Genomic DNA, 21,147 nt, shown 5'->3' on the forward strand with positions numbered 1-21,147 from the left:
TGAGGGTTTGCTTTTCCAACTCTCGGCGTTATGGTGGATCCAGATTTCCTACTCACCAGTAACGCCACACCGGCACCCGCCGGGGAAGGAGGCCCGCAGCATGCGCGACGCCGTGATCGTCGAAGCGGTACGCACCCCGGTGGGCAAGGGCAAGCCGAACGGCGCCCTCGCCCATGTCCACCCCGTCGAGCTCCTCGCACACACGTTGCGCACCCTCGTCGACCGCTCCGGCATCGACCCGGCGCTCATCGACGACGTCATCGGCGGCACCGTCGACCAGGTCGGCGAGCAGGCCATGAACACCACCCGGTACGCCGTCCTGTCGGCGGGCTTCCCGGAGACGGTGCCCGCGACCACCGTGGACCGTCAGTGCGGCTCCTCCCAGCAGGCCGTGCACTTCGCCGCGCAGGGTGTGCTCTCGGGCGCGTACGACATCGTCGTGGCCTGCGGAGTGGAGTCCATGAGCCGTGTGCCGATGTGGTCGAACGTGCCCGCCGGCAAGGACCCCTTCGGTCCCGGAGTCGCCGATCGCTACCCGGACGGTCTGGTCCCGCAGGGTGTCAGTGCCGAACTGATCGCCGCCAAGTGGTCGATCACCCGCGAGCAGATGGACGCCTTCGCCGTTTCCTCGCACCGCAAGGCCGCAGCGGCCTGGGACGCCGGCCTGTTCGACGCCGAGACGGCCCCCTTGGAGGACCTCACGCGCGACGAGTGCATCCGGCCGTCCAGCACTCCCGAGGTCCTCGCCGGGCTCAAGCCCGCCTACTACGACCCCGGGTTCGCCGAGCGCTTCCCGCAGATCGAGTGGAACGTCACCCCCGGCAACGCGAGCCCCATCAACGACGGCGCCTCGGCCGTGCTGATCACCTCCAGCGAGACCGCGGCCCGCCTCGGCCTGCGCCCGCTGGCCCGGCTGCACAGCTTCGCCGTGACCGGCTCCGACCCCCTGCTGATGCTCACCGGTGTCGTCCCCGCCACCGAAAAGGTCCTGCGCAAGGCGGGGTTGGCCCTCGACGACATCGACCTCTTCGAGGTGAACGAGGCTTTCTCCAGCGTCGTACTGGCCTGGCAGCAGGAAACCGGCGCCGACCTCGCCAAGGTCAACGTCCACGGCGGGGCCATCGCCATCGGCCACCCGTTGGGCGCGAGCGGCACGCGTCTGACGACCACCCTCGTGCACGCACTCCGCGCACGGGGAGCCCGCTACGGCCTGCAGACGATGTGCGAGGCGGGCGGCCTCGCCAACGCGATGATCCTGGAAGCGGTCTGATCGCTCAGCGGGCGCGCAGGTGGTGGCGCTTGCGCCAGGCCACGACCGCACCGACCAGCGTCGGCACCGCGATCGAGCCCACCGCGATCAGGAAGACCGGCGAGGTCGGCGTGGAGGCGCGCGCCCCGGCGACGACGTAGGCGGCGGTGTTCGGGATGGACCCGAGCGCCGTCGCGAGCAGGAAGGGCGCCCAGCGCATCCGGGAGACGGCCGCGCAGTAGTTGACCCCCCAGAACGGCAATCCCGGGAACAGCCGGGCCGCCATCATCGAGCGGAAGCCGTGCCGGCTGAGCTGCCCGTCCGCGGCCTTCAGCCAGCGGCCGCGCAGCAGCGGGCGCAGCGCGTCCTGCCCGAGCGCCCGGCCGAGACCGAAGGCGATCCCGGCTCCGAGCACCGTGCCCCCGAGAGCGGTGCCCGTGCCCAGCTGCGAGCCGAACAGCGCGCCCGCCGCCAGATTGAGCAGCGGGCGCGGCACGAACGCGACCGTGCACAGCCCGTACGCCACCGCGAAGACGACGGCCGCCGCGGCACCCCCGAGCTGCGGCGGCCAGCCGTGCGTCAGCAGCTTCTGCGGCTCGAACAGCAGCACGCAGGACACGGCCGCGGCGAGCAGCGCAAGGAGCAGGGACAGGCGCGACCAGGGCGAGAGCAGTACTCGCGTGCAGCGGGCGGTGAAACCGAGCGGATCGAGCGGTACGACGACGGCCGCCGCCGGAGCGGCGGTGAACTCCGTGTCGGCCCGGGGAGAGGCCGTGGCGGTGCCGCCAGAGCGGGTGGTGGCATCGAGCATTCGGCGACAGTAACCGACCGATGTCTGTGATCGCCGTATGGTTCGTCTCACCGGCGTCACAGGTTCGGGAAGTCTTCATCCCGCTTTCGTCCCGCCGAACTCGCCCCGCGCGAAAACCATTCGACGTGGGCGGGTGAGTGGACGAAGATCTACGGCATGTTCCGGTACGCCTTCGTCCTCGCAGCATCCGCCGCCGCGGATGCCCCGAAGGCTGCCGTCCCGATCCTCGTGGCCGCAGTCGACGGCGCCCGAAGCTGACCCTTCCCGGATCGTCCGGCGGACCCCGCAGGGGGAGGGTCGGCAAGTCCTTGGGGTCCCCGTCCCGGCCGGTCTCCCGACGCCGGGGCCATCACCTCGCACCACCGAAGAGGCTTTGAGGTACAGCCATGCCCAAGACGGCGTACGTGCGCACCAAACCGCACCTGAACATCGGCACCATGGGGCACGTCGACCACGGCAAGACCACGCTGACCGCCGCCATCACCAAGGTCCTCGCCGACCGCGGCACCGGCAGCAGCACTCGTTACGTACCGTTCGACCGGATCGACCGGGCCCCGGAGGAGGCGGAGCGTGGCATCACCATCAACATCGCGCACGTCGAGTACGAGACCGACACCCGGCACTACGCGCATGTGGACATGCCGGGCCACGCCGACTACGTCAAGAACATGGTCACCGGGGCCGCACAGCTCGACGGGGCGATCCTCGTCGTCTCCGCGCTCGACGGGATCATGCCGCAGACCGCCGAACACGTGCTGCTCGCCCGGCAGGTGGGCGTCGACCACATCGTCGTCGCCCTGAACAAGGCCGACGCCGTCGACGACGGCGAGGACGCCGAGCTCATCGACCTCGTCGAGCTGGAGGTCCGCGACCTGCTCACCGCGCAGGGCTATCCCGGCGACTCCGTACCGGTGGTACGCGTCTCCGGACTCAGGGCCCTGGAGGGCGACCCCCGTTGGACCGCGGCGATCGACGCGCTGCTCGACGCGGTGGACACCTACGTGCCCATGCCCGAGCGGTACGTGGACGCGCCGTTCCTGCTGCCGGTGGAGAACGTGCTCACCATCACGGGCCGCGGCACGGTCGTCACGGGCGCCGTCGAGCGCGGCACGGTCCGCGTGGGCGACCGGGTCGAGGTGCTCGGCGCCGGTCTGGAGACGGTGGTCACCGGTCTCGAGACCTTCGGCAAGCCCATGGAGGAGGCGCAGGCCGGTGACAACGTGGCGCTGCTGCTGCGCGGAGTGCCGCGCGACGCGGTGCGCCGCGGGCACATCGTCGCGGCGCCCGGCAGCGTCGTGCCGAGCCGCCGCTTCTCCGCGCGGGTGTACGTCCTGTCGACGCGGGAGGGCGGCCGTACGACCCCGGTGTCGACGGGGTACCGGCCGCAGTTCTACATCCGCACCGCGGACGTGGTCGGCGACGTCGACCTAGGAGAGACGGCCGTCGCCCGGCCCGGTGACACGGTCACCATGACGGTGGAGCTGGGCCGCGAGGTCCCGCTGGAGCCCGGCCTCGGCTTCGCGATCCGCGAGGGCGGCCGGACGGTCGGCGCGGGCACGGTGACAGCCGTGGGATGAGGAGCCGGTTGCTCCGGGTGGGGAACTGCGGGCCGTCCTGGGCCGCAGTTCCCCACGCCCCTTGAGGGGCGCTTAGGCGTCCGGCGTCCATCCCTACCGGCACAATGGAGTGGTGACCGAGCCGATACCCGTGACCCGTGCCGTGGATCACGGGAACGCCAAGCTGATGCCCGACGTCGACCGTGATCGGGCCTGGCTGCTGACGGTCGACGGGGCGCCGCAGTCGTACGTCGACCTGGACGCGCCGACGCATCTGGAGTTCGAGTACGCGCGACGGCTCGGCCATGTGCTCGACACGGTGACGGAGCCGGGGCGGCCCCTTGAGGTGCTGCACCTCGGCGGGGGCGCGCTCACCCTGCCGCGCTATGTCGCCGCCACCCGGCCGGGCTCACGGCAGGACGTGGTCGAGGCCGACCGGGGCCTGCTGTCCCTCGTCGTGGAGCACCTGCCGTTGCCCGACGAGGCGGATATCGCGCTGCACACGGCCGACGCCCGTGCCTGGCTGGAGGCCGCACCGCCGGCCATGGCCGACGTCGTGATCGCGGATGTCTTCGGCGGCTCCCGCGTTCCCGCCCACCTCACGACGGTGGCGTACGCACGCGCCGCCGAGCGGGTGCTCCGCACGGACGGCGTCTACCTGGCGAATCTCGCCGATGCGGCGCCCTTCACCTTCCTCCGATCCCAACTCGCCACGTTCGCCGAGGTGTTCGAGGAACTCGCGCTCGTCGCCGAGCCGAGCGTGCTACGCGGTCGCCGCTTCGGCAACGCCGTACTCATCGCCGCCCACCAGCCGCTCGATGTGGCCCCCCTCGCCCGCCGCACCGCCGCGGACGCGTTCCCGGCCCGCGTCGAACACGGCGCCGCGCTGCGGGACTTCATGGGCGACGCCGAGCCCGTGCACGACGAGAACGCGGTCCCGTCACCCGAACCGCCCGACGGAGCCTTCACCATCGGCTGATCGCAGTCCCCGGCCCGCGGGGGTGCCACGGTCGCCGTGGCACCCCGTGCGCGGTTTCAGGACGCCGTCGGATCGCCGTGCAGCCGAACCGTGCTGAGGATCTTCATGATGGTCGCCTTGGGGACCTCCTCCTGAACGCCCTTGGCGCCGAAGAAGTTCCAGGACACGAAGTCACCGGCGGAGTTCTTGAAGCCGAACGTGAGTGCCTTGCCATCGCTCGCGCACTTGCCCTTCGCGGGCGTGTTCGTCGACTGGGCCCAGGCGATGCTTCCCTTGACCCCTGCGCTGGTCGTGTAGGGCTGGGCCTTCTTGTCGAAGCTGACGCTCTTCTTGTCCGGCTGCGTGTAGCCGCCGTACACCCACCAGGCCACCGTGTTGACGGCGACCTCGTCGGTGTTCTTGGCGCCGCCCGCACCTTTGGTGCCCGTAGCGCCCAGCGACGTGTCCTCGGTCCTGCCGTCCTTGTCGTCGTCGGACGTGCACCACTTCGACTTGTACTCGGCTGTGCCCGACATGTAGGCGATCGGCTTGCCGGTCTTCTCGTCCTCGAAGGCGAGGCCGGTGGTCGGGGGCCTCACCTCCCAGTCAGCCGGCACGTCGAAGGCTATGCCCCACTTGGGGTTGACGACGACTTTCCAGCCGGCGACGGTCGGCTTCTCGGTCTCCGTGCTTCGCGGGTTGTCGGACGCGGACGCCGAGGCCGTCGCGCTCTGCCCGGAACTCGCCGACGCCTTGGCCTTGCCTCCGCCGGAGTCGTCGTCCTTGTTGCCGCCCAGGACCAGGAACCCGGTGACACCGGCCGCCACGACCACGGCCGTGGCCGCACCGATCGCGACTGCCCTCGTGCGGTTCCCGCCGCCCCCGCCGCTCGGCGGCTGCGGCGCCCCCACGGGCGAGGGCGCCCCCCACTGTGGCCGGCCGGGTTGCTGGTAGGGATTCGGCTGCTGATAGCCCGGCTGCTGGTACGGGTTCGGCTGCTGGTACCCCGGCTGCTGGTAGGGGTTCTGGTTCTGCGGGTTCTGCTCGCCCCCGGGCGGCTGCTGTCCTGGCCACATGCGCAGCAACCCTAGTGCTGTCTGTGACACGTTTCGGTCACTGCCCATCGTCAGACCCGTACCGGAAGCCCGGAGTTCAGGACCCCGATGTGCCCTTGGAGAGCCGTAGGGCCCCGGCGATCTTCAGTACGGTCGCGTCCGGTACCTCGTCGGATAGGTCCTGGGCGCCGAAGACCGACCGGGAGCCGGGATCCCCTCGGGCGTTCCTGAAGGCAAAGGTCCACGCCTGGCCGTCCGTTGCGCACTTTTTCGATTTCTCCACACCTGCGGACCGGGCGCTGCCCACACTGCCCTTGATGCCGGAATCGGCCGTGAACGGCTCCACGCACCCGACTTCACCTTTGCCCTGACGATCGGCTCCGGAGCCTGGCCAGAGGTGGCTACCCGTGGGTAACCTCTCGGTATGAGCGCAGACCAGATGTCGATCGGCGAGATGCTCGCCGCCACGGTGCCGATGGCCAGGACCCTGAACCTGGAGTTCCTGGAGACCACGCCGGAGAAGGCCGTGGTGGCCCTGCCGGACCAGGGCGACTTCCACAACCACGTCGGCGGGCCGCACGCCGGCGCGATGTTCACGCTTGGCGAGTCGGCGAGCGGTGCGATCGTGCTGGCCGCGTTCGGGGAGCAGCTGTCGCGGGCCGTGCCGCTCGCCGTCAGCGCCGAGATCGCCTACAGGAAGCTCGCGATGGGCCCGGTCACCGCGACCGCCACGCTCGGCCGCCCCGCGGCCGAGGTCGTCGCCGAACTGGACGCCGGCCGACGACCCGAGTTCCCCGTCTCCATCGCCATCCGGCGCGGGGACGGCGCCATCACCGGAGAGATGACGGTCGTGTGGACCCTGCGCCCCAACGGCTGACGACACCGTGCCGAACGCCGAAGGGCCCCGGCCCGGGAGACGTCCCGGACAGGGGCCCTTCGGCGGGCCGCCGTCGCGTTGGACGGCAGTGAGGGTGCGTCGCACCTCGCTCCGCTCGCCGGCCCGCACCTCGCCCCCGTGCGCGGACATTCCGGCCGATCGCCATGGTCGGCACCGAGGCACCGAGGCACCGGCCGGTACGGCCACGGCGTCAGCGTCGGCCCGCTCCCACCAGCGAGCGGACCTCGAACTCCTCGTACGCGGCGGCTGTGTCTTCGTCGGGCCTCCGCACGCTGCCCAGCCAGCCCAGGAGAAAGCCGACGGGGATCGAGACGAGCCCGGGGTTCTGCAACGGGAACCAGGCGAAGTCGGTGTCCGGGTAGACCGAGGTGGGCGTGCCGGAGACCACGGGGGAGAAGACCACGAGGAGCACGGAGCAGACCAGACCGCCGTACAGGCTGAGCAGCGCACCGTGCGCGGTGAAGCGGCGCCAGAACAGGCTGTAGACGAGGGCCGGCAGGATGGCGGACGCGGCGATGGCGAAGGCGAGGAACGCCAGGCTCGCCGTGCTGATCTCCCACGGCAGCAGGGCGAGCAGCATGCCCAGGACGCCGATGACCGCCGCGGCCAGCCGTGCCACGCCCAGTTCCTCGGCCTGTGTTGCCCGGCCCTTGCGGATGACCTCCCCGTACAGGTCATGGGCGAGCGAGGACGCTGCGGCCAGGGTGAGGCCGGCCGCGACCGCGAGCAGCGTCACGAAGGCCAGGCAGGAGATCAGTGCGGTGAGCACGCCGCCGCCGACGGACTGGGCGAGCAGCAGAACGGCGGCGTCGCCCTTGGGGTCGATCTTCGTGATGGCCTGCCGGCCCACGATCGCGGTCGCGCCCAGGCCGAGGATGCCCGCGGCCAGGCAGACGAAGCCGACGAGGCCCATGGCCCAGACGACGGAGGTGCGCAGCACACGGTTGGTGCGAGGGGCGAGCAGCCGCATCACCACGTGGGGGAGTGCGGCCAGTCCGAGCACGATGGCCAGTTCCAGACTGAAGAAGTCGAGCTTGCTCGTGGTGCCGGCCCCGTAGCGCAGTCCGGACTCCAGGAAGCGCCGCCCGACGCCGCTGTTGTGCTCCGCGGCCGACAGCAGCGCGTTGGCGTTCCAGTGGAAGTGGGTCAGCACGACGACCGCCGTGATCGCCACGCCGGACACCAGCATCACGGCCTTGACGACCTGGATGAAGGTTGCCCCGGGCATGCCGCCGAGCGCGGCGTAGACCACGACGATGGTGCCGATGACGACGACGCACAGGGTGCGGGTGGCCTGGCTGGGCTCGCCGACGAACTGGGTCAGCAGGGCGACGCTCCCGATGAGTTGCGCCACGAGGTAGAGGGTGCAGATGACCAGGGTGCAGACGGCGAGGGCGAGGCGCACCGGCCGTTGGAGGCGGGGCAGACGCAGTACCAGGGTGTCTCCGAGGGTGAACCTGCCCGTGTTGTGCAGGGGTTCGGCGATCACGAGCAGCACCGTCATCCAGGCGACCGTCGTCCCGCCCAGGTAGAGCAGGCCGTCGTAGCCCGTGAGGGCGACGAGGCCGGTACTGCCCAGCAGGGTTGCGGCCGACACGTAGTCGCCGCACATCGCCAGACCGTTGCGCAGCGGGGACATGTTGCGGTTGCCGAGGTAGAACTCGCTGATCTCGTCGCGCTGAGGGGCCGTGAGCAGCGCCGTGAACAGCGTGACCACGACAACGGACAGGAAGAGGAGGAAGGTCAACTGCAGGCTGAACCGGTCCGCGACGCTTGCCGAGATCGTCACCATGCGCGCGGCCGCCTCTCCTGCGGGGCGCGGGACCTGCCCGGTCCCATGCGGTCCAGCTCGGCACGGAGCCCGCGTGCCACCGGGTCGATGCGCCGGCGCATGTGCACCGTGTGGCGCCATACCGCCAGGGCCATGACGGCGAACTGGGCGAGCCCGAGTGCGAGGCCGAGGGTGAGGTGGCCGGCCAGGGGGCGGTTCATGACGCCGGAAGCGAAACTCGACAGCAGCACGTACAGCAGAAATCCGCCCACCACGAGTGTCACCGCGGTAGCCCCGAAGGAACGGAAGGCGCCGCGCATCGACTGGAATTCGGGATGTCCGTGTATGGACCGAGGTCTCGTGTAATCGGCTGCGGCGGCGGAGGAGTGCCAGTCGGCGTGCTGCGGTGGAAATCCGTTCATGACGCACCTTCTTTGCTGCCTTGTGCCGCGCTCCCGGCGGCGCCGGTCCCCGGGGTCGGCTTCGGAGCAGGTCAGAGAGATGAGCCCGTGGTCAGGTTCTCCCGTGGAATGGCTCATCGAGAACTTCCGGGTGCCGAAGCCGGGCTTTGTGTGCGGGCTTTGTGTGCGGGCTTTGTGGGGGATTCGTGATGCCCCCGGCGTCGGGATTTCCGGAAGGCCGGGGCGGCCCTGTCTGAGGGGTGGCAACGGGGTCGGATGCGGAGTATTGCAGCGCGGCCATTCAACTATCAACCGCCCGCGGGGAGGCGATATGTGAACAGGATCGTTTCCGCTTTTCGAGTGGCTTGAATGCACGCCGCACCTGTTTCCTCCGGGTCGTATGGGAGCGGGCCCAGGGGGTCCGTGCGGCGGTGGGAGCGGCGGGGCGGATCGGTGCTCAGCGGCGCGAACGGGGCGAGGGCGCGTGTGCGCGTTCTCGCGCTTCGACTGAACGGCGATCCGCTCACGCCCGCGCGGTACCCGCGGGTCATGGGTCGGGGTTCGCGGCTCGACGGCCTTCCGGCCGGACGCGGTGCGGTCCACTCGCGCGAGTGCGCCGACCGCGCGGACGCCTCCGTGGTCGGCTGAGCAGGTAGGCTTCCCGGGGGTCCGCCCGAGCGGGCGCGCCCCCAGGAAGACGCGGACGCGAATCGGGGAGGCACCGGCTGTGCACGTCCAGGAATGGCTCGACACGGTACCCGCGGCCGCCGTCTACGCGGTGGTGGCCCTGGTCATCGGCCTGGAGAGCCTCGGCATCCCGCTGCCGGGCGAGATCGTCCTGGTGTCGGCCGCGCTGCTGTCCTCCCAGCACGGCGGCATCAACCCGGTGGTCCTGGGCGCCTGCGCGAGTCTCGGCGCCGTGATCGGCGACTCCATCGGCTACGCGATCGGGCGCAAGGGCGGACGGCCGCTGCTGGCCTGGCTCGGGAGGAAGTTCCCCAGGCACTTCAGCGAGGGCCATGTCGCGACCGCCGAGCGTTCCTTCGAGAAGTGGGGCATGTGGGCCGTCTTCTTCGGCCGCTTCGTCGCTCTGCTGCGGATCTTCGCCGGCCCGCTCGCCGGTGTGCTGCGGATGCCGTACTGGAAGTTCCTGATCGCCAACTTCCTGGGCGGCGTGATCTGGGCGGGCGGCACCACCGCGGTCATCTACTACGTCGGCGTGGTCGCCGAGTCCTGGCTGAAGAAGTTCTCGTGGCTGGGTCTGGTGGCGGCGGTGGTGATCGGCCTTGCCTCGATGCTGATCCTCAAGCGGAAGGCGAAGAAGGCGACAGCGGAGAGGGAGGCGGTCGAACCGGAAACGGTCCCGGCCGCCGAGTGAGCCTCAGGGCTTCTCGTGCACCTCGCAATGCGCCCGCGCCAGATCCGCGTACATCGTGCCGTTCAGCGTGACGACCTCGCGCTCCTCGGCGGTCAGCTCCCGCTTGACCTTCGCGGGCACGCCCGCCACCAGTGAACCCGGGGGCACCCGCATGCCCTGCGGCACCAGCGCTTGAGCGGCGACCAGGGAACCCGCGCCGATCACCGCTCCGTTGAGGACCGTGGCGCCCATGCCGACCAGGCAGTCGTCCTCGACGGTGGCGCCGTGGACCACGGCGTTGTGCCCGATGGAGACGCGCTCGCCGACAGTCACCGGGAAGCCCGGGTCGGCATGCAGGGTGCAGTTGTCCTGCACGTTGCTGCTCGCGCCGATGGTGATCCGCTCGACGTCGCCGCGCAGTACCGCGCCGTACCAGACGCTGGCGCCCGCGTGCAGCGTCACGTCCCCGATCACCACGGACGTGGGAGCGACGAACGCTTCCTCGTCCACCTCGGGATCCCTGTCGCCGATCCCCGCGATCAGCGCCTTGTGCGTCATTGCCTCTCCTCGTGGTCGTTACACCGGCACCGTACGCCATCGGTGGGGCGAAGATCACAGCCGTGCCGGCTCATGGGCGCACCCCGCGCTGAGTACGGTGTGCGGGTGCCCAGAAACAGGAACACGTTCTCATCGTGGCGTCGCGGCCTCGCCCAGCGAGCCGTCCATGCGGGCTGGGCCTGGGTGCAGCGCACAGGGTCCGTGACCGCGGAGCACCCCGGACACTTCCGCTTCGGAGCGATGGGAACGGGTACCAGGCTCGCCTTCCCGCTCGGCACGGTCTTCGGCGAACCCTGGATCCATCTCGGCGCGCACTGCATCATCGGCGAGCAGGTCACGCTGACCGCCGGGCTGATGCCCGACCTCGATCTCGGACCCGACCCGATCCTGCGCGTCGGTGACGGCGTCGTCCTGGGCCGTGGCAGCCACGTCATCGCCGACACCACGGTCTCCATCGGCAGCGACTGCTACTTCGGGCCGTACGTCTATGTGACGTCGACGAACCACTCGTACGACGATCCGCACGAACCCATCGGCAGGCAGTGGCCGCGGATGGAACCGGTGGAGATCGGCCCGGGGTGCTGGATCGGGACGGGCGCAGTGATCCTGCCGGGCGCGCGGATCGGGCGGAACGTGGTGGTCGCGGCCGGGGCGGTCGTACGGGGAGAGGTGCCGGACCACTCGGTGGTGGCCGGGGCCCCGGCACGGGTGGTGCGGCGCTGGACGCCCGATGCCGGCTGGCAGCCGCCGCTCAGAACGCCGGCGCCGGTGCCGATACCGGACGGGGTCACGCCGGAGCAGCTGCTGGCGCTGTCGGAGCTGGACGAGGAGGACGTCGCCCGGCTCGCGCAGCTGGACGCCGAATCCTGACTCAGCCCGTGGCGAGCAGTACCGTACCCACCAGGGCGAGGCCCGCGCCCGCAGCCTGTATGGCGCGCAGCCGCTCGCTGAGGAAGCCGCGCGCGGCGAGCGCCGTGACCACCGGGTAGAGGGAGGCGAGCACGGCGGCCACCGTGACCGGGCCGTGCTGCGCGGCGATCGCGTAGGTGCCGTTGGCGGCCACGTCGGCGAGTCCGACGAAGCCGAGCGTGGGCAGGGAACGCCAGGGGAAGCCCTCGCCCGGGAGCGCCGTGGCACCCCGCCGCACGGAGACGTACAGGGCGGCGCCGCCCGCGACGACGTTGGTCACGCGTTGCACGAAGAGCGCCAGGAAGAGCCCGGTGACCGTGGTGGACGCCTCGGCGACCAGGGCGAAGACGGTGCCGAAGCCGAGCGCCGCGACCAGCGTGAGCAGGATCGCCCGCCGCTGGACCGGCGCGGCCTTGAGCTGGGGCCCGCCCGCGAGCACGACCCCGAAGACGGCGACGGCGATCCCCGCGGCCTGCAGCAGCCCCGGACGCTCGCCGAGGAAGATCCCGACGCCGACGGGGACCGCCACGCTGAGGGTGGCGAGCGGAGAGACCACGCCCATCGGGCCCAGGGCGAGCGCCTGGTAGAAGGAGAGCAGGGCGATCGGCCCTATCAGCCCCGCGGCGAGCGCGAACCACAGGCGCGGTCCCGCCTCGCTCCAGCCGCCGGTGGCGACCACGAGCGCGCCGAGCACCACCGCGGCGATGCCCTGTGAGACGACGACCACCGTCAGTGCGGGCATCCGTCGGGTCAGCAGCCCGCCACCGAAGTCGGCCAGTCCCCACAGGAGGCTGGTGGACAGGGCGAAGAATGCTGTCATGGACCGCCTCGCAGTACAGTTCAGTGAACAATCAGGTGCACCACACCATAGTTCATTTTCTTAAACTCTGTCATACACAATATTGGACGGAATGTGTCGGACCTCGACCTGCTGACCCAGTCCCTGGCGCGCAACGTCAAGCGCTGGCGCACCGAGCGGGGCTTCACGCTGGACGCGCTCGCCGCCCGTGCCGGAGTCAGCCGCGGCATGCTCATCCAGATCGAGCAGGCCCGCACCAACCCGAGCATCGGGACGGTGGTCAAGATCGGCGACGCGCTCGGCGTCAGCATCAGCACGCTGCTCGACTACGAGCAGGGCCCCAAGGTCCGCATCGTCCCCGCCGAGCAGGCTGTACGCCTCTGGCATACCGATGCGGGCAGCTACAACCGGCTCCTCGCGGGTACCGAGGCGCCCGGCCCGCTGGAGATGTGGGACTGGCGGCTGATGCCGGGGGACCGCAGCGCCTCCGATCCGCATCCCGCAGGAACGGTGGAACTCGTCCACGTCACCGCCGGGGAGCTGACGCTCACCGTCGACGGCGTCGAGTACCGCGTGCCCACCGGTGCCAGCGCCTCCTTCGAGGCCAACACCCCGCACACATACGGCAACGACGGAGATGTGCCGATGGAGATGGTGATGGCGATCTCGGTGCCGCCCGTGCGCTGAGACGCGGGTCCGGCGGCAGGCATACGCCTGTTAACGTGCGGCCATGCGCGCACCCATCGGAGACTTCGACAACGCCAGGCCCGCCCCCGACTGCCTCGAGGAGCTGACCCGCCCGGTCGCGGACGCCGTACGCCACTGGAGCGGCAGCGTGCCCGCCGACCAGATCGTCTACGTCGACACGAATCCCGAGTGGGCCGACACCTCGGTCTTCCTGGAGCACTACGGCAAGGAGCTGCTCGACCGGTCCGCCAACTGCGTGGTGGTCGCGGGCAAGCGGGGTGGCGAGACGACGCTGGCCGCCTGTGTGGTCCTCTCCGCCACCCGGGCCGACGTGAACGGCGTGGTCCGTCGTCAACTCGGCGCCCGCAAGGCGTCGTTCGCGTCGATGGAGGTGGCGACGGGGGAGACCGGCATGGAGTACGGCGGCATCACACCGATCGGACTGCCCGGCGCCTGGCCGGTGTTGGTGGACCCGGCGGTCGTCGACCTGCCGTACGTGCTGGTCGGCAGTGGCCGTCGCCGGGGCAAGCTGCTGGTGCCGGGGAAGGCGTTCGCGGAGCTGACGAACGCGGTGGTGCTGGAGGGGCTGGGGGTCTGACGGCCGTGCCGGGTCGGGCCCCCTGATGTGACGGCCCGTGCGGCAGGCGTGGACCTGTCGCATCGGGAGCTGGTGTGTCAGGCCACGGTGCGGGCGTGGTGGGCCAGCGCGCGATGTGGGTCCGATGCGCCCGGTGCGGGGGCCGGGTCGGCATGGACCAGGGCCGCGGTGAGCTTCGGGACCGCGTGCAGCAGGGCGTGTTCCGCCGCGACCGCGATGTCGTGCGCCTGGCGCACGCTGACCTCGCCGTCGACGACGACCGCCACCTCGGCGCGAAGACGGTGCCCGATCCAGCGCAGCCGCAGTTCACCCACCTCGCGCACGCCCGGCACCGCGCGGAGCGCCTGCTCGGCCCGGTCCACCAGCGCCGGATCCACGGCGTCCAGCACCCGCCGGAACACCTCGCGCGCCGCGTCCCGCAGCACCAGGACGATCGCGGCCGTGATGGCCAGCCCCACGAGCGGGTCGGCGAGCTGCAGGCCGAGCGCCGCGCCGCCCGCGCCGACGAGCACCGCGAGCGAGGTGAATCCGTCCGTGCGCGCGTGCAGTCCGTCGGCGACCAGCGCGGCCGAACCGATCGCGCGGCCCACCCGGATGCGGTGACGGGCCACCCACTCGTTGCCCGCGAAACCGATGACGGCCGCGACGGCGACGGCGGGGATGTGCTGCACGGGACGCGGGTTCAGCAGCCGTTCGACCGCCGCCCAGGCGGCGAATGCGGCCGAGGCCGCGATGGTCAGCACGATCACGATTCCGGCGAGGTCCTCCGCACGGCCGTATCCGTAGGTGAAACGGCGCGTGGCCGCACGCCGGCCCAGGAGGAAGGCGACGCCGAGCGGCACGGCGGTCAAGGCGTCGGCGGCGTTGTGCACGGTGTCGCTGAGCAACGCGACCGACCCGGAGACCACGACCACGGCCGCCTGCGCCAGCGCCGTCCCGCCGAGCACGGCCAGCGAGACCCACAGCGCGCGCATGCCACGCGCGGAGGACTCCAGCGCGGGGTCGAGCTTGTCGGCGGTCTCGTGGGAGTGGGGCGTGAGGAGGTGGCGGAGGCGGGCGAGGGGGCCGGGACCGTGGCGGTGCGGATGAGGGTGGTCGTGGCCGTGATGGTGGTGCGGGCGCGCGGGGTCGTGGCCATGACCGTGCACGTGTGCCCCACCGTGTTCGTGTCCCGCATGCTCCTGTCCCATTGAAAGGCCCCTTTCCGCCGCGCGGCAGTGGACGTGTTCGCCCCCACGGGCCATTATGTGCGTATGAGCGCACGCATGCACCTATCACCTGCACATGGTGCGCAGCCGCGCACGGGCGGCGCGGCGGACGGTCATCCCCGCGTCCCCGGTGAGGAGCAGTTCGCCCTTGCCGCCGAGCTGCTCGCACTGCTCGGCGACCGGACCCGGCTCACCCTGCTGCACGCCCTGGCCGGTGGAGAGGCCGACGTCTCCACGCTCACGGAGACGTGCGGCGCGGCCCGGCCCGCGGTCAGCCAGCACCTGGCGCGGCTGCGGCTGGCAGGGTTGGTGGACACGCGCAAGGTGGGCCGTCGCGTGATCCACTCGCTGCGTGACGGCCATCTGCGCCGGGTCGTGGACGAGGCGCTCAGCCTGGCCGACCATCGGCTCACCAACCGCCCGGCAGACGACTGACGGTCTGGCCGTACGAGCGCGGCGCGCACCCCTGAGCACGCGGAACGGGACGACGAGGCGCTGAGCCAGGAGGAGGTGCGCGAGGCCGTGGCGTCGACGCACGTCTGGGCCCAGCGCCCGCGGAGTCCGTTCACTGGTTGCTGTCGTCCTCGCCCGCCTCCAGCAGGTTCGCCGCAGCGCCCACGATGCTGGGGTCGGGCCTGCCGACCACCTCTGCGTCCTTGTCGGTGTAACCGAAGCGGGCCAGGACGCTGCGCATGGCCTCGACGCGCGCCCGCTTCTTGTCGTTGCTCTTCACCACGGTCCACGGCGCGAAGTCGGTGTCCGTCTCGCGGAACATGGCGACCTTGGCGGCGGTGTAGTCGTCCCAGCGATCCAGGGAAGCCAGGTCCATCGGGCTCAGCTTCCACTGCCGTACGGGGTCGACCTGGCGGATCGTGAAACGAGTGCGCTGCTCGCTCTGCGAGACGGAGAACCAGAACTTCACCAGGTCCACGCCGTCGTCCACCAGCATCCGCTCGAACAGCGGCGCCTGGCGCATGAAGCGGCGGTACTCGTCGTCCGTGCAGAAGCCCATCACGCGCTCGACACCGGCCCGGTTGTACCAGGACCTGTCGAACATGACGATCTCCCCCGCGGTCGGGAGGTGTTCGACATACCGCTGGAAGTACCATTGCCCGCGCTCGCGCTCGGTCGGCTTCTCCAGCGCCACCACCCGGGCGCCGCGCGGGTTGAGATGCTCGGTGAAACGCTTGATCGTGCCGCCCTTGCCGGCCGCGTCCCGGCCCTCGAAGACGATCACGAGCCGCCTGCCGCTCTCCTTGATCCAGCTCTGCAGCTTCAGCAGCTCTATCTGCTGGAGCCGCTTGTGCCACTCGTACTCCTTGCGCTCCATCCGCTGGTCGTACGGGTAGTTCTCCCGCCAGGTCTCCACCGGCCTGCCGTCGGGCCTGAGCAGCACCGGGTCGTCGTGGTCGGTGTAGTCGACCCGCAGGCCGTCCGTCACCAGAGGTGTCATCCCCTCGTCCTTCCCCGCGCGTCTCAGTGGAACTGCGGCACGATCAGATAGATCCCGTACGCGACCACGGCAGCACAGGCCAGAAAACAGAGCCCGGCCTGGGCGATGCCGAGGGCGTGGGTGCCGCCGTCCCGCTCACGGGCGGCCTCGACCTGTGCGAGGCCGAGGACGCCGAGCGCGAAGACGACGACGACCCCGACGGTAACTCCGATGCTGACCCCGGTGACCTCGCCGAGGGCGGTCCAGTCAAGGTGCATGGCTCGAACTCTTCCTGGCTCAGGCGGCGGTGCCGACACTCGTGGGGGAGATGCTGCGAATGGTGACCTTGTGGCTGTCGTTCACGTTGTTCGCGTGGACCGGATTGCGGCGCGAGGCGACCACGATGAACGCCGCGACGGCGGCGGCGACGAGGGCGATCACCACGGTGCCGGCGTTCCCGCCGTGTTTCACCACGCTCGCGGACACGCCGCCGACCAGTGCCGCAGCCGGGAGCGTGACCAGCCAGGCGATCACCATGCGGCCCGCGGTGCCCCAGCGCACCTCGGCGAGCCGTCGTCCTAGACCCGCGCCGAGGATGCCGCCGGAGCAGACCTGCGTGGTGGACAGGGCGAAACCGAGGTGGGCGGAGGTCAGGATGACGGTGGTGGACGCGGCCTCGGCGGCGAAGCCCTGCGGCGACTGGATGTCCGTCAGGCCCTTGCCCATCGTGCGGATGATCCGCCAGCCGCCCAGGTAGGTGCCCAGACCGATGGCCAGACCGGCCGACGCGATCACCCACGCCGGCGGACCCGCGTCGTGTCCGAGCGCTCCGGCCGAGATCAGCGTGAGAGTGATCACGCCCATGGTCTTCTGCGCGTCGTTGGTGCCGTGGGCCAGGGAGACCAGTGAGGCCGAGGCGATCTGGCCGAGGCGGAAGCCCCTGGTCACGGACTCCTTGCGGGCCCGGGCGGTGATCCGGTACGCGAGGTAGGTGGCCAGCAGGGCGGCGACGCCGGCCACGACGGGGGAGGCGACGGCCGGGATCAGTACCTTCTCGACAACCTTGTCAAAATGCACGCCGTGGCTGCCCGCACCCACCCACACGGCCCCCACCAGACCGCCGAACAGCGCGTGCGACGAACTCGACGGCAGTCCGAGGAGCCAGGTCAGCAGGTTCCACAGGATCGCGCCCACCAGCCCGGCGAAGATCATCTCCGGGGTCACCAGGGTGTCGTCCACGATGCCGCCCGAGATGGTCTTCGCGACCTCGGTGGACAGGAAGGCGCCGACGACGTTCAGCACGCCGCTGATCAGGACCGCGGTCCTCGGTTTGAGGGCGCCGGTGGCGATGGAGGTCGCCATCGCGTTCGCGGTGTCATGGAATCCGTTCGTGAAGTCGAAGGCCAGCGCCGTGACGATGACGACGGCCACGAGGAACGTGATGTGGTCCATTCCCCGATCTAAGCAACCCAAGGCGTACTGACGGCGAATCACACGCGAAGCCGGGCCGTGTGTCTGGTGGGCGAACGGGCACCGAAAGCACGGCCGGACAGGGGTCTGGCGGCGCGCCGACGGGGTAGGCGACCGCTTCCGGGTGGGCGAAGGCCGTCCCGGTGGGGCGCGGACACGGCTGTGGGCCAGGACGGCGGGTCCTGGCCCACAGCCGTGTCACGGACCGGACCGTCGACGGGCCCGGATCCCGGGAGATCAGGCGGCGGCGGGGGCGGCCTGAGAGAGCTGGTCGATGACCTTGGTCAGACCCTCGATGACCTCGCTGTCGTCCGCCGGGTGGGTCTCGGCGAAGCGGGTAACGGAGCCGGGGATGGACAGCTTGGCCTCCTCGACGACCGTGCCGCCGGCGATGCCCACTGCCTTGCGGGCCTCGTCCTGCGCCCACACGCCGCCGTACTGGCCGAACGCGGTGCCGACGACGGCGACCGGCTTACCGGACAGGGCGCCGGCGCCGTACGGACGGGACAGCCAGTCGATCGCGTTCTTCAGGACGGCCGGGATGGTGCCGTTGTACTCGGGCGAGAAGAGCAGCAGAGCGTCGGCCTGGCCGGCAGCGGCGCGCAGCGCGGCGGCGCCCGCGGGCACGTTGCCCTCGACGTCGATGTCCTCGTTGTAGAAGGGCACGTCGGCCAGACCCTCGTGCAGCACCACCTCGACGCCTTCGGGGGCGTGCTTCACGGCGGCCTCGGCGAGCTGGCGGTTGTGCGAACCGGCGCGAAGGCTGCCGACCAGGGCGAGAATGCGTACGGACATGGCAAAGCTCCCAGGATGTGCGATCAGTACAAACGGACTGTCTGAGTCCGTTGAATGTTGTACCACTCTAACCGGACCCTGGTCCACTTCTATCACGCTAAGCGGACCGAGGTCCGATTGTCTTCCCGGGCGCTAGGCTGACTCACATGACCGAGCCGCTTCCGCTCTCCTCCGCGCCGCAGGGCAACCGCGACGGCCTGACGGACCTCACCCTCATGCCGAGCGGCGAGCCCCTGCATCTGCGCGCCGATGCCGCGCGCAACCGCATCCGGCTGCTGGAGGTGGCTGCCCGGCTGGCCGCCGAGCGCGGCATCGCGAACGTGACCATGGAAGACATCGCCTGTGGTGCAGGGGTGGGCAAGGGCACCGTCTTCCGGCGGTTCGGGGACCGCACGGGTCTGCTCGTGGAGCTGCTCAGTCATCAGGAGAAGCAGCTCCAGGCCGCCTTGATCTCCGGGTCGCCGCCGGTCGGCCCGGGGGCGCCCGCGGCGGAGCGGCTGCACGCCTTCGGCTCGGCAGCCATGCGGCACGAACACGCCCACCGGGACCTGTACCTGGCCGCCCATGCGGAGCCGGGCCGCCGCCGTACGAGTCCGCCGTACCAGTTCCGGCTGGCCCACGTCTGCATGCTGCTGCGCGAGGCGCGGGCCGACGGCGACATCGAGCTCGTCGCGCACACGCTGCTCGGCTATCTGGAGACGGTGCTCATCGACCACCTGCTCACCGGGCGCGGGATGTCCCTGGAGCGCCTGGAGGTCGGCTGGTACGACCTGGTGGACCGGTTCACGGGCCGATGTACCGACTGACGCACTCACCCCGCGCCCGATGATGGTGGACATGACCACTCCGAGCAGAAGAGCCGAGATGTTCGTCCCGGCCGAGCGCGACCCCCGCGTCCTCGGCCCCGCCACGGGCGAAGAACGCACCCTCCTCGTCGACTTCCTCGGCGCGCAGCGCGCCACGCTGGAACTCAAGTGCCAAGGCCTGGGCACGCGGTTGTCGCAGCGCTCCGTGGCACCGTCCACGCTCTCGCTGCTCGGTCTGGTGCGCCACCTCGCCGACGTCGAACGCCGCTGGTTCCGGCAGGTCCTGGCCGGTCAGGACGTTCCACCTCTGTTCTGCACGCCGTCCGACCCGGACGGAGACTTCACCGGCGCGATCCCCGACCCGGAGGTAGTTTCCCGGGCCTGGGAGGCCTGGCGCGCCGAGATCGCCTTCGCCCAGGCGTTCGTCGCCGACGCGCCCCATCTCGACGTCGAGGGGCACGACTCCTGGCGCGGCACTGTTTCGCTCCGCTGGGTGCTCATCCACATGATCGAGGAGTACGCCCGTCACAACGGCCACGCGGACCTGCTGCGGGAGCGCATCGACGGGGCGATCGGCGTGTGAGGGGCGCCCCGCCGCGCGCCGCTTGAGCCCATGACGTTTATGCAGGTCAGAGGCGTACTATCGGACATGACAACGGTCACCGGTGCAGCCTTTGCCGAGGGGCGTAACGATGCGTTTCACTGCGGTCGAGGCACTCGATGCGAGGGGGGAAGGCGGACCCTATGAGCGACCACTATCACGACCACGGCCCGGGCGGCCACGCCGGGCACTCCCATGGTGTGTCGGCCGACGCCGACCGCCGGTGGCTGGGCCTGGCGCTCGCCCTGATCACCGTGTTCATGGCGGCCGAGGTCGTGGTCGGTGTCCTCGCCGGCTCCCTCGCCCTGATCTCCGACGCGGCCCACATGCTCACCGACGCCGCGTCCATCGTGCTCGCCCTGATCGCGATGCGGCTCGCCGCCCGCCCGGCCCGCGGCGGTTACACCTACGGGCTCAAGCGCGCGGAGATCCTCTCCGCCCAGGTGAACGGCCTCACGCTGCTCCTGCTGAGTGCGTGGCTCGCGTACGAGGCCGTACGGCGCCTCATCGCCCCACCCGCGGTCGCGGGCGGACCGATGCTGGTGACCGCGCTCGTCGGCATCGCCGTGAACGTGGCCGCCGCCTGGTGCATCTCCAAGGCCAACCGCACCTCCCTCAATGTGGAGGGCGCCTACCAGCACATCCTCAACGACCTGTTCGCCTTCGTCGGCACCGCGGTCGCCGCACTGGTCATCGTCCTGACCGGCTTCGAGCGTGCCGACCCCATCGCCACGCTCGTGGTCGTCGCGCTCATGGTGAAGGCGGCGTACGGGCTGCTGCGCGAATCCGGCCGCATCTTCCTGGAGGCGGCGCCCGCGAACGTCGACCCGGACGCGCTCGGCGACCGGCTCGTCGCCCGGCCGGACGTCGTCGAGGTACACGACCTGCACGTCTGGCAGATCACCTCCGGCCAGGCCGCGCTGTCCGCGCACGTCCTGGTCGAGCCCGGCGGGGACTGTCATGCCGTCCGCCGCGACCTCGAGGACGTCCTGCGTCACGACTACGGCATCACCCACACCAATCTCCAGGTCGACCACACCCCCGAGCAGGTCCTGCAGGTGGCGCTGCCCGGCGACCGGAGCACGGCGGAGGACTCCGCGCACTGCGAGGCCCCGCACGGCCCGGTGCACCGGGAGGAACCGCACCACCACTGACGGCGCCGGCCGGTCCCGTCCTCCATCTTGACCATTCCTTTCCTCGAATACCTCTGACACAGAGCTAATCTCGG

At 70.8% G+C, this 21,147-nt stretch carries 24 protein-coding genes; 12 read left to right on the top strand and 12 right to left on the bottom strand.

The window, feature by feature from the left end; all coding sequences use genetic code 11:
• Positions 1-100: 100 nt before the first annotated feature.
• The gene (locus ACZ3TS_RS00305) at positions 101-1,270 is read left to right on the top strand and encodes a thiolase family protein (protein ID WP_467611782.1); all 1,170 of its coding nucleotides are present in this window, start codon (positions 101-103) and stop codon (positions 1,268-1,270) included.
• A gap of 4 nt (positions 1,271-1,274) precedes the next feature.
• Here the strand turns inward: ACZ3TS_RS00305 and ACZ3TS_RS00310 are convergent, their stop codons facing one another.
• Positions 1,275-2,060, bottom strand: a complete 786-nt coding sequence (locus ACZ3TS_RS00310) for a TVP38/TMEM64 family protein (protein ID WP_467611785.1) — start codon at positions 2,058-2,060, stop codon at positions 1,275-1,277.
• 386 nt (positions 2,061-2,446) lie between these two features.
• On the opposite strand from ACZ3TS_RS00310, the gene tuf reads away from it, so the two are divergent.
• Both tuf and ACZ3TS_RS00320 read left to right on the top strand, forming a co-directional pair.
• The gene (gene tuf / locus ACZ3TS_RS00315; protein WP_467611788.1) at positions 2,447-3,637 is read left to right on the top strand and encodes an elongation factor Tu; all 1,191 of its coding nucleotides are present in this window, start codon (positions 2,447-2,449) and stop codon (positions 3,635-3,637) included.
• 112 nt (positions 3,638-3,749) lie between these two features.
• Entirely contained in the window at positions 3,750-4,595 is an 846-nt protein-coding gene (locus tag ACZ3TS_RS00320; RefSeq protein WP_467611792.1) for a spermidine synthase, read from the top strand.
• Positions 4,596-4,651: 56 nt separating this feature from the next.
• Here ACZ3TS_RS00320 and ACZ3TS_RS00325 read toward each other — a convergent pair whose 3' ends face one another.
• Both ACZ3TS_RS00325 and ACZ3TS_RS00330 read right to left on the bottom strand, forming a co-directional pair.
• Positions 4,652-5,650, bottom strand: a complete 999-nt coding sequence (locus ACZ3TS_RS00325) for a DUF8017 domain-containing protein (RefSeq protein ID WP_467611795.1) — start codon at positions 5,648-5,650, stop codon at positions 4,652-4,654.
• A gap of 76 nt (positions 5,651-5,726) precedes the next feature.
• Positions 5,727-6,188: a DUF8017 domain-containing protein gene (locus ACZ3TS_RS00330; RefSeq protein ID WP_467611798.1), complete on the bottom strand. Its 462-nt coding sequence runs from the start codon at positions 6,186-6,188 to the stop codon at positions 5,727-5,729.
• Between ACZ3TS_RS00330 and ACZ3TS_RS00335 the strand changes: the two genes are divergently transcribed.
• Positions 6,069-6,506: a DUF4442 domain-containing protein gene (locus ACZ3TS_RS00335; RefSeq protein ID WP_467611801.1), complete on the top strand. Its 438-nt coding sequence runs from the start codon at positions 6,069-6,071 to the stop codon at positions 6,504-6,506. The two genes, ACZ3TS_RS00330 and ACZ3TS_RS00335, sit on opposite strands and share 120 nt — an antisense overlap.
• A gap of 211 nt (positions 6,507-6,717) precedes the next feature.
• Here ACZ3TS_RS00335 and ACZ3TS_RS00340 read toward each other — a convergent pair whose 3' ends face one another.
• Both ACZ3TS_RS00340 and ACZ3TS_RS00345 read right to left on the bottom strand, forming a co-directional pair.
• Positions 6,718-8,319 carry a solute symporter family protein gene (locus ACZ3TS_RS00340; RefSeq protein ID WP_467611804.1) on the bottom strand — a complete coding sequence of 534 codons (1,602 nt, stop codon included), beginning with the start codon at positions 8,317-8,319 and terminating at the stop codon, positions 6,718-6,720.
• Positions 8,313-8,720 carry a DUF485 domain-containing protein gene (locus ACZ3TS_RS00345; protein ID WP_467611807.1) on the bottom strand — a complete coding sequence of 136 codons (408 nt, stop codon included), beginning with the start codon at positions 8,718-8,720 and terminating at the stop codon, positions 8,313-8,315. Before ACZ3TS_RS00345 ends, ACZ3TS_RS00340 begins: the two co-directional genes overlap by 7 nt.
• Before the next feature lie 706 nt (positions 8,721-9,426).
• On the opposite strand from ACZ3TS_RS00345, the gene ACZ3TS_RS00350 reads away from it, so the two are divergent.
• Complete coding sequence (locus ACZ3TS_RS00350) at positions 9,427-10,077, top strand: DedA family protein (protein WP_467611810.1); 651 nt, start codon at positions 9,427-9,429, stop codon at positions 10,075-10,077.
• Between the two features lie 3 nt (positions 10,078-10,080).
• Here ACZ3TS_RS00350 and ACZ3TS_RS00355 read toward each other — a convergent pair whose 3' ends face one another.
• Positions 10,081-10,614: a gamma carbonic anhydrase family protein gene (locus tag ACZ3TS_RS00355; RefSeq protein WP_467611813.1), complete on the bottom strand. Its 534-nt coding sequence runs from the start codon at positions 10,612-10,614 to the stop codon at positions 10,081-10,083.
• 105 nt (positions 10,615-10,719) lie between these two features.
• Here ACZ3TS_RS00355 and ACZ3TS_RS00360 point away from each other — a divergent pair, with 105 nt between their 5' ends.
• Positions 10,720-11,484, top strand: a complete 765-nt coding sequence (locus tag ACZ3TS_RS00360; RefSeq protein WP_467611816.1) for an acyltransferase — start codon at positions 10,720-10,722, stop codon at positions 11,482-11,484.
• 1 nt (position 11,485) lies between these two features.
• Here the strand turns inward: ACZ3TS_RS00360 and ACZ3TS_RS00365 are convergent, their stop codons facing one another.
• A complete protein-coding gene (locus ACZ3TS_RS00365) occupies positions 11,486-12,343 on the bottom strand; it encodes an EamA family transporter (RefSeq protein ID WP_467611819.1) in 858 nt (285 codons plus the stop codon).
• 93 nt (positions 12,344-12,436) lie between these two features.
• Between ACZ3TS_RS00365 and ACZ3TS_RS00370 the strand changes: the two genes are divergently transcribed.
• Positions 12,437-13,009, top strand: coding sequence for a helix-turn-helix domain-containing protein (locus tag ACZ3TS_RS00370; RefSeq protein ID WP_467611822.1), 573 nt, complete (start codon positions 12,437-12,439; stop codon positions 13,007-13,009).
• A gap of 43 nt (positions 13,010-13,052) precedes the next feature.
• Entirely contained in the window at positions 13,053-13,607 is a 555-nt protein-coding gene (locus tag ACZ3TS_RS00375) for a YbaK/EbsC family protein (RefSeq protein ID WP_467611825.1), read from the top strand.
• Positions 13,608-13,684: 77 nt separating this feature from the next.
• Here ACZ3TS_RS00375 and ACZ3TS_RS00380 read toward each other — a convergent pair whose 3' ends face one another.
• Positions 13,685-14,797 (bottom strand): cation diffusion facilitator family transporter, encoded by a 1,113-nt coding sequence (locus tag ACZ3TS_RS00380; protein WP_467611828.1) that lies wholly within the window; start codon positions 14,795-14,797, stop codon positions 13,685-13,687.
• Positions 14,798-14,860: 63 nt separating this feature from the next.
• Here ACZ3TS_RS00380 and ACZ3TS_RS00385 point away from each other — a divergent pair, with 63 nt between their 5' ends.
• Positions 14,861-15,250, top strand: a complete 390-nt coding sequence (locus tag ACZ3TS_RS00385; RefSeq protein ID WP_467611831.1) for an ArsR/SmtB family transcription factor — start codon at positions 14,861-14,863, stop codon at positions 15,248-15,250.
• 130 nt (positions 15,251-15,380) lie between these two features.
• On the opposite strand, the gene ppk2 is transcribed toward ACZ3TS_RS00385, so the two are convergent.
• The 4 genes from ppk2 to ACZ3TS_RS00405 all read right to left on the bottom strand — a co-directional run bounded on the left by ppk2 (position 15,381) and on the right by ACZ3TS_RS00405 (position 18,512).
• Positions 15,381-16,268 carry a polyphosphate kinase 2 gene (ppk2, locus tag ACZ3TS_RS00390; RefSeq protein ID WP_467611834.1) on the bottom strand — a complete coding sequence of 296 codons (888 nt, stop codon included), beginning with the start codon at positions 16,266-16,268 and terminating at the stop codon, positions 15,381-15,383.
• Positions 16,269-16,291: 23 nt separating this feature from the next.
• Positions 16,292-16,525: a hypothetical protein gene (locus tag ACZ3TS_RS00395; RefSeq protein ID WP_467611837.1), complete on the bottom strand. Its 234-nt coding sequence runs from the start codon at positions 16,523-16,525 to the stop codon at positions 16,292-16,294.
• Positions 16,526-16,544: 19 nt separating this feature from the next.
• On the bottom strand, positions 16,545-17,699 hold the full coding sequence (locus tag ACZ3TS_RS00400; RefSeq protein ID WP_467611840.1) for an inorganic phosphate transporter: 1,155 nt from the start codon (positions 17,697-17,699) through the stop codon (positions 16,545-16,547).
• Between the two features lie 255 nt (positions 17,700-17,954).
• Positions 17,955-18,512, bottom strand: a complete 558-nt coding sequence (locus tag ACZ3TS_RS00405; RefSeq protein WP_467611843.1) for an NAD(P)H-dependent oxidoreductase — start codon at positions 18,510-18,512, stop codon at positions 17,955-17,957.
• Positions 18,513-18,658: 146 nt separating this feature from the next.
• Here ACZ3TS_RS00405 and ACZ3TS_RS00410 point away from each other — a divergent pair, with 146 nt between their 5' ends.
• From ACZ3TS_RS00410 to ACZ3TS_RS00420, 3 genes are all read left to right on the top strand, one after another.
• The gene (locus ACZ3TS_RS00410; RefSeq protein WP_467611846.1) at positions 18,659-19,318 is read left to right on the top strand and encodes a TetR/AcrR family transcriptional regulator; all 660 of its coding nucleotides are present in this window, start codon (positions 18,659-18,661) and stop codon (positions 19,316-19,318) included.
• 31 nt (positions 19,319-19,349) lie between these two features.
• On the top strand, positions 19,350-19,901 hold the full coding sequence (locus ACZ3TS_RS00415) for a DinB family protein (RefSeq protein ID WP_467611849.1): 552 nt from the start codon (positions 19,350-19,352) through the stop codon (positions 19,899-19,901).
• Positions 19,902-20,062: 161 nt separating this feature from the next.
• Entirely contained in the window at positions 20,063-21,073 is a 1,011-nt protein-coding gene (locus ACZ3TS_RS00420; RefSeq protein WP_467611851.1) for a cation diffusion facilitator family transporter, read from the top strand.
• The last annotated feature ends 74 nt before the right edge of the window (positions 21,074-21,147 follow it).

It is taken from the genome of Streptomyces sp. NPDC022910, assembly GCF_055561075.1.

What these genes read in the sequence shown, in the direction of transcription:
- ACZ3TS_RS00305 (WP_467611782.1), top strand. Translation starts at nt 101, where the DNA reads ATGCGCGACGCCGTGATCGTCGAAGCGGTACGCACCCCGGTGGGCAAG.
- ACZ3TS_RS00310 (WP_467611785.1), bottom strand. Translation starts at nt 2,060, where the DNA reads ATGCTCGATGCCACCACCCGCTCTGGCGGCACCGCCACGGCCTCTCCC.
- tuf (WP_467611788.1), top strand. Translation starts at nt 2,447, where the DNA reads ATGCCCAAGACGGCGTACGTGCGCACCAAACCGCACCTGAACATCGGC.
- ACZ3TS_RS00325 (WP_467611795.1), bottom strand. Translation starts at nt 5,650, where the DNA reads ATGTGGCCAGGACAGCAGCCGCCCGGGGGCGAGCAGAACCCGCAGAAC.
- ACZ3TS_RS00335 (WP_467611801.1), top strand. Translation starts at nt 6,069, where the DNA reads ATGTCGATCGGCGAGATGCTCGCCGCCACGGTGCCGATGGCCAGGACC.
- ACZ3TS_RS00340 (WP_467611804.1), bottom strand. Translation starts at nt 8,319, where the DNA reads ATGGTGACGATCTCGGCAAGCGTCGCGGACCGGTTCAGCCTGCAGTTG.
- ACZ3TS_RS00345 (WP_467611807.1), bottom strand. Translation starts at nt 8,720, where the DNA reads ATGAACGGATTTCCACCGCAGCACGCCGACTGGCACTCCTCCGCCGCC.
- ACZ3TS_RS00355 (WP_467611813.1), bottom strand. Translation starts at nt 10,614, where the DNA reads ATGACGCACAAGGCGCTGATCGCGGGGATCGGCGACAGGGATCCCGAG.
- ACZ3TS_RS00365 (WP_467611819.1), bottom strand. Translation starts at nt 12,343, where the DNA reads ATGACAGCATTCTTCGCCCTGTCCACCAGCCTCCTGTGGGGACTGGCC.
- ACZ3TS_RS00375 (WP_467611825.1), top strand. Translation starts at nt 13,053, where the DNA reads ATGCGCGCACCCATCGGAGACTTCGACAACGCCAGGCCCGCCCCCGAC.
- ACZ3TS_RS00380 (WP_467611828.1), bottom strand. Translation starts at nt 14,797, where the DNA reads ATGGGACAGGAGCATGCGGGACACGAACACGGTGGGGCACACGTGCAC.
- ACZ3TS_RS00385 (WP_467611831.1), top strand. Translation starts at nt 14,861, where the DNA reads ATGAGCGCACGCATGCACCTATCACCTGCACATGGTGCGCAGCCGCGC.
- ppk2 (WP_467611834.1), bottom strand. Translation starts at nt 16,268, where the DNA reads ATGACACCTCTGGTGACGGACGGCCTGCGGGTCGACTACACCGACCAC.
- ACZ3TS_RS00395 (WP_467611837.1), bottom strand. Translation starts at nt 16,525, where the DNA reads ATGCACCTTGACTGGACCGCCCTCGGCGAGGTCACCGGGGTCAGCATC.
- ACZ3TS_RS00400 (WP_467611840.1), bottom strand. Translation starts at nt 17,699, where the DNA reads ATGGACCACATCACGTTCCTCGTGGCCGTCGTCATCGTCACGGCGCTG.
- ACZ3TS_RS00405 (WP_467611843.1), bottom strand. Translation starts at nt 18,512, where the DNA reads ATGTCCGTACGCATTCTCGCCCTGGTCGGCAGCCTTCGCGCCGGTTCG.
- ACZ3TS_RS00410 (WP_467611846.1), top strand. Translation starts at nt 18,659, where the DNA reads ATGACCGAGCCGCTTCCGCTCTCCTCCGCGCCGCAGGGCAACCGCGAC.
- ACZ3TS_RS00415 (WP_467611849.1), top strand. Translation starts at nt 19,350, where the DNA reads ATGACCACTCCGAGCAGAAGAGCCGAGATGTTCGTCCCGGCCGAGCGC.
- ACZ3TS_RS00420 (WP_467611851.1), top strand. Translation starts at nt 20,063, where the DNA reads ATGAGCGACCACTATCACGACCACGGCCCGGGCGGCCACGCCGGGCAC.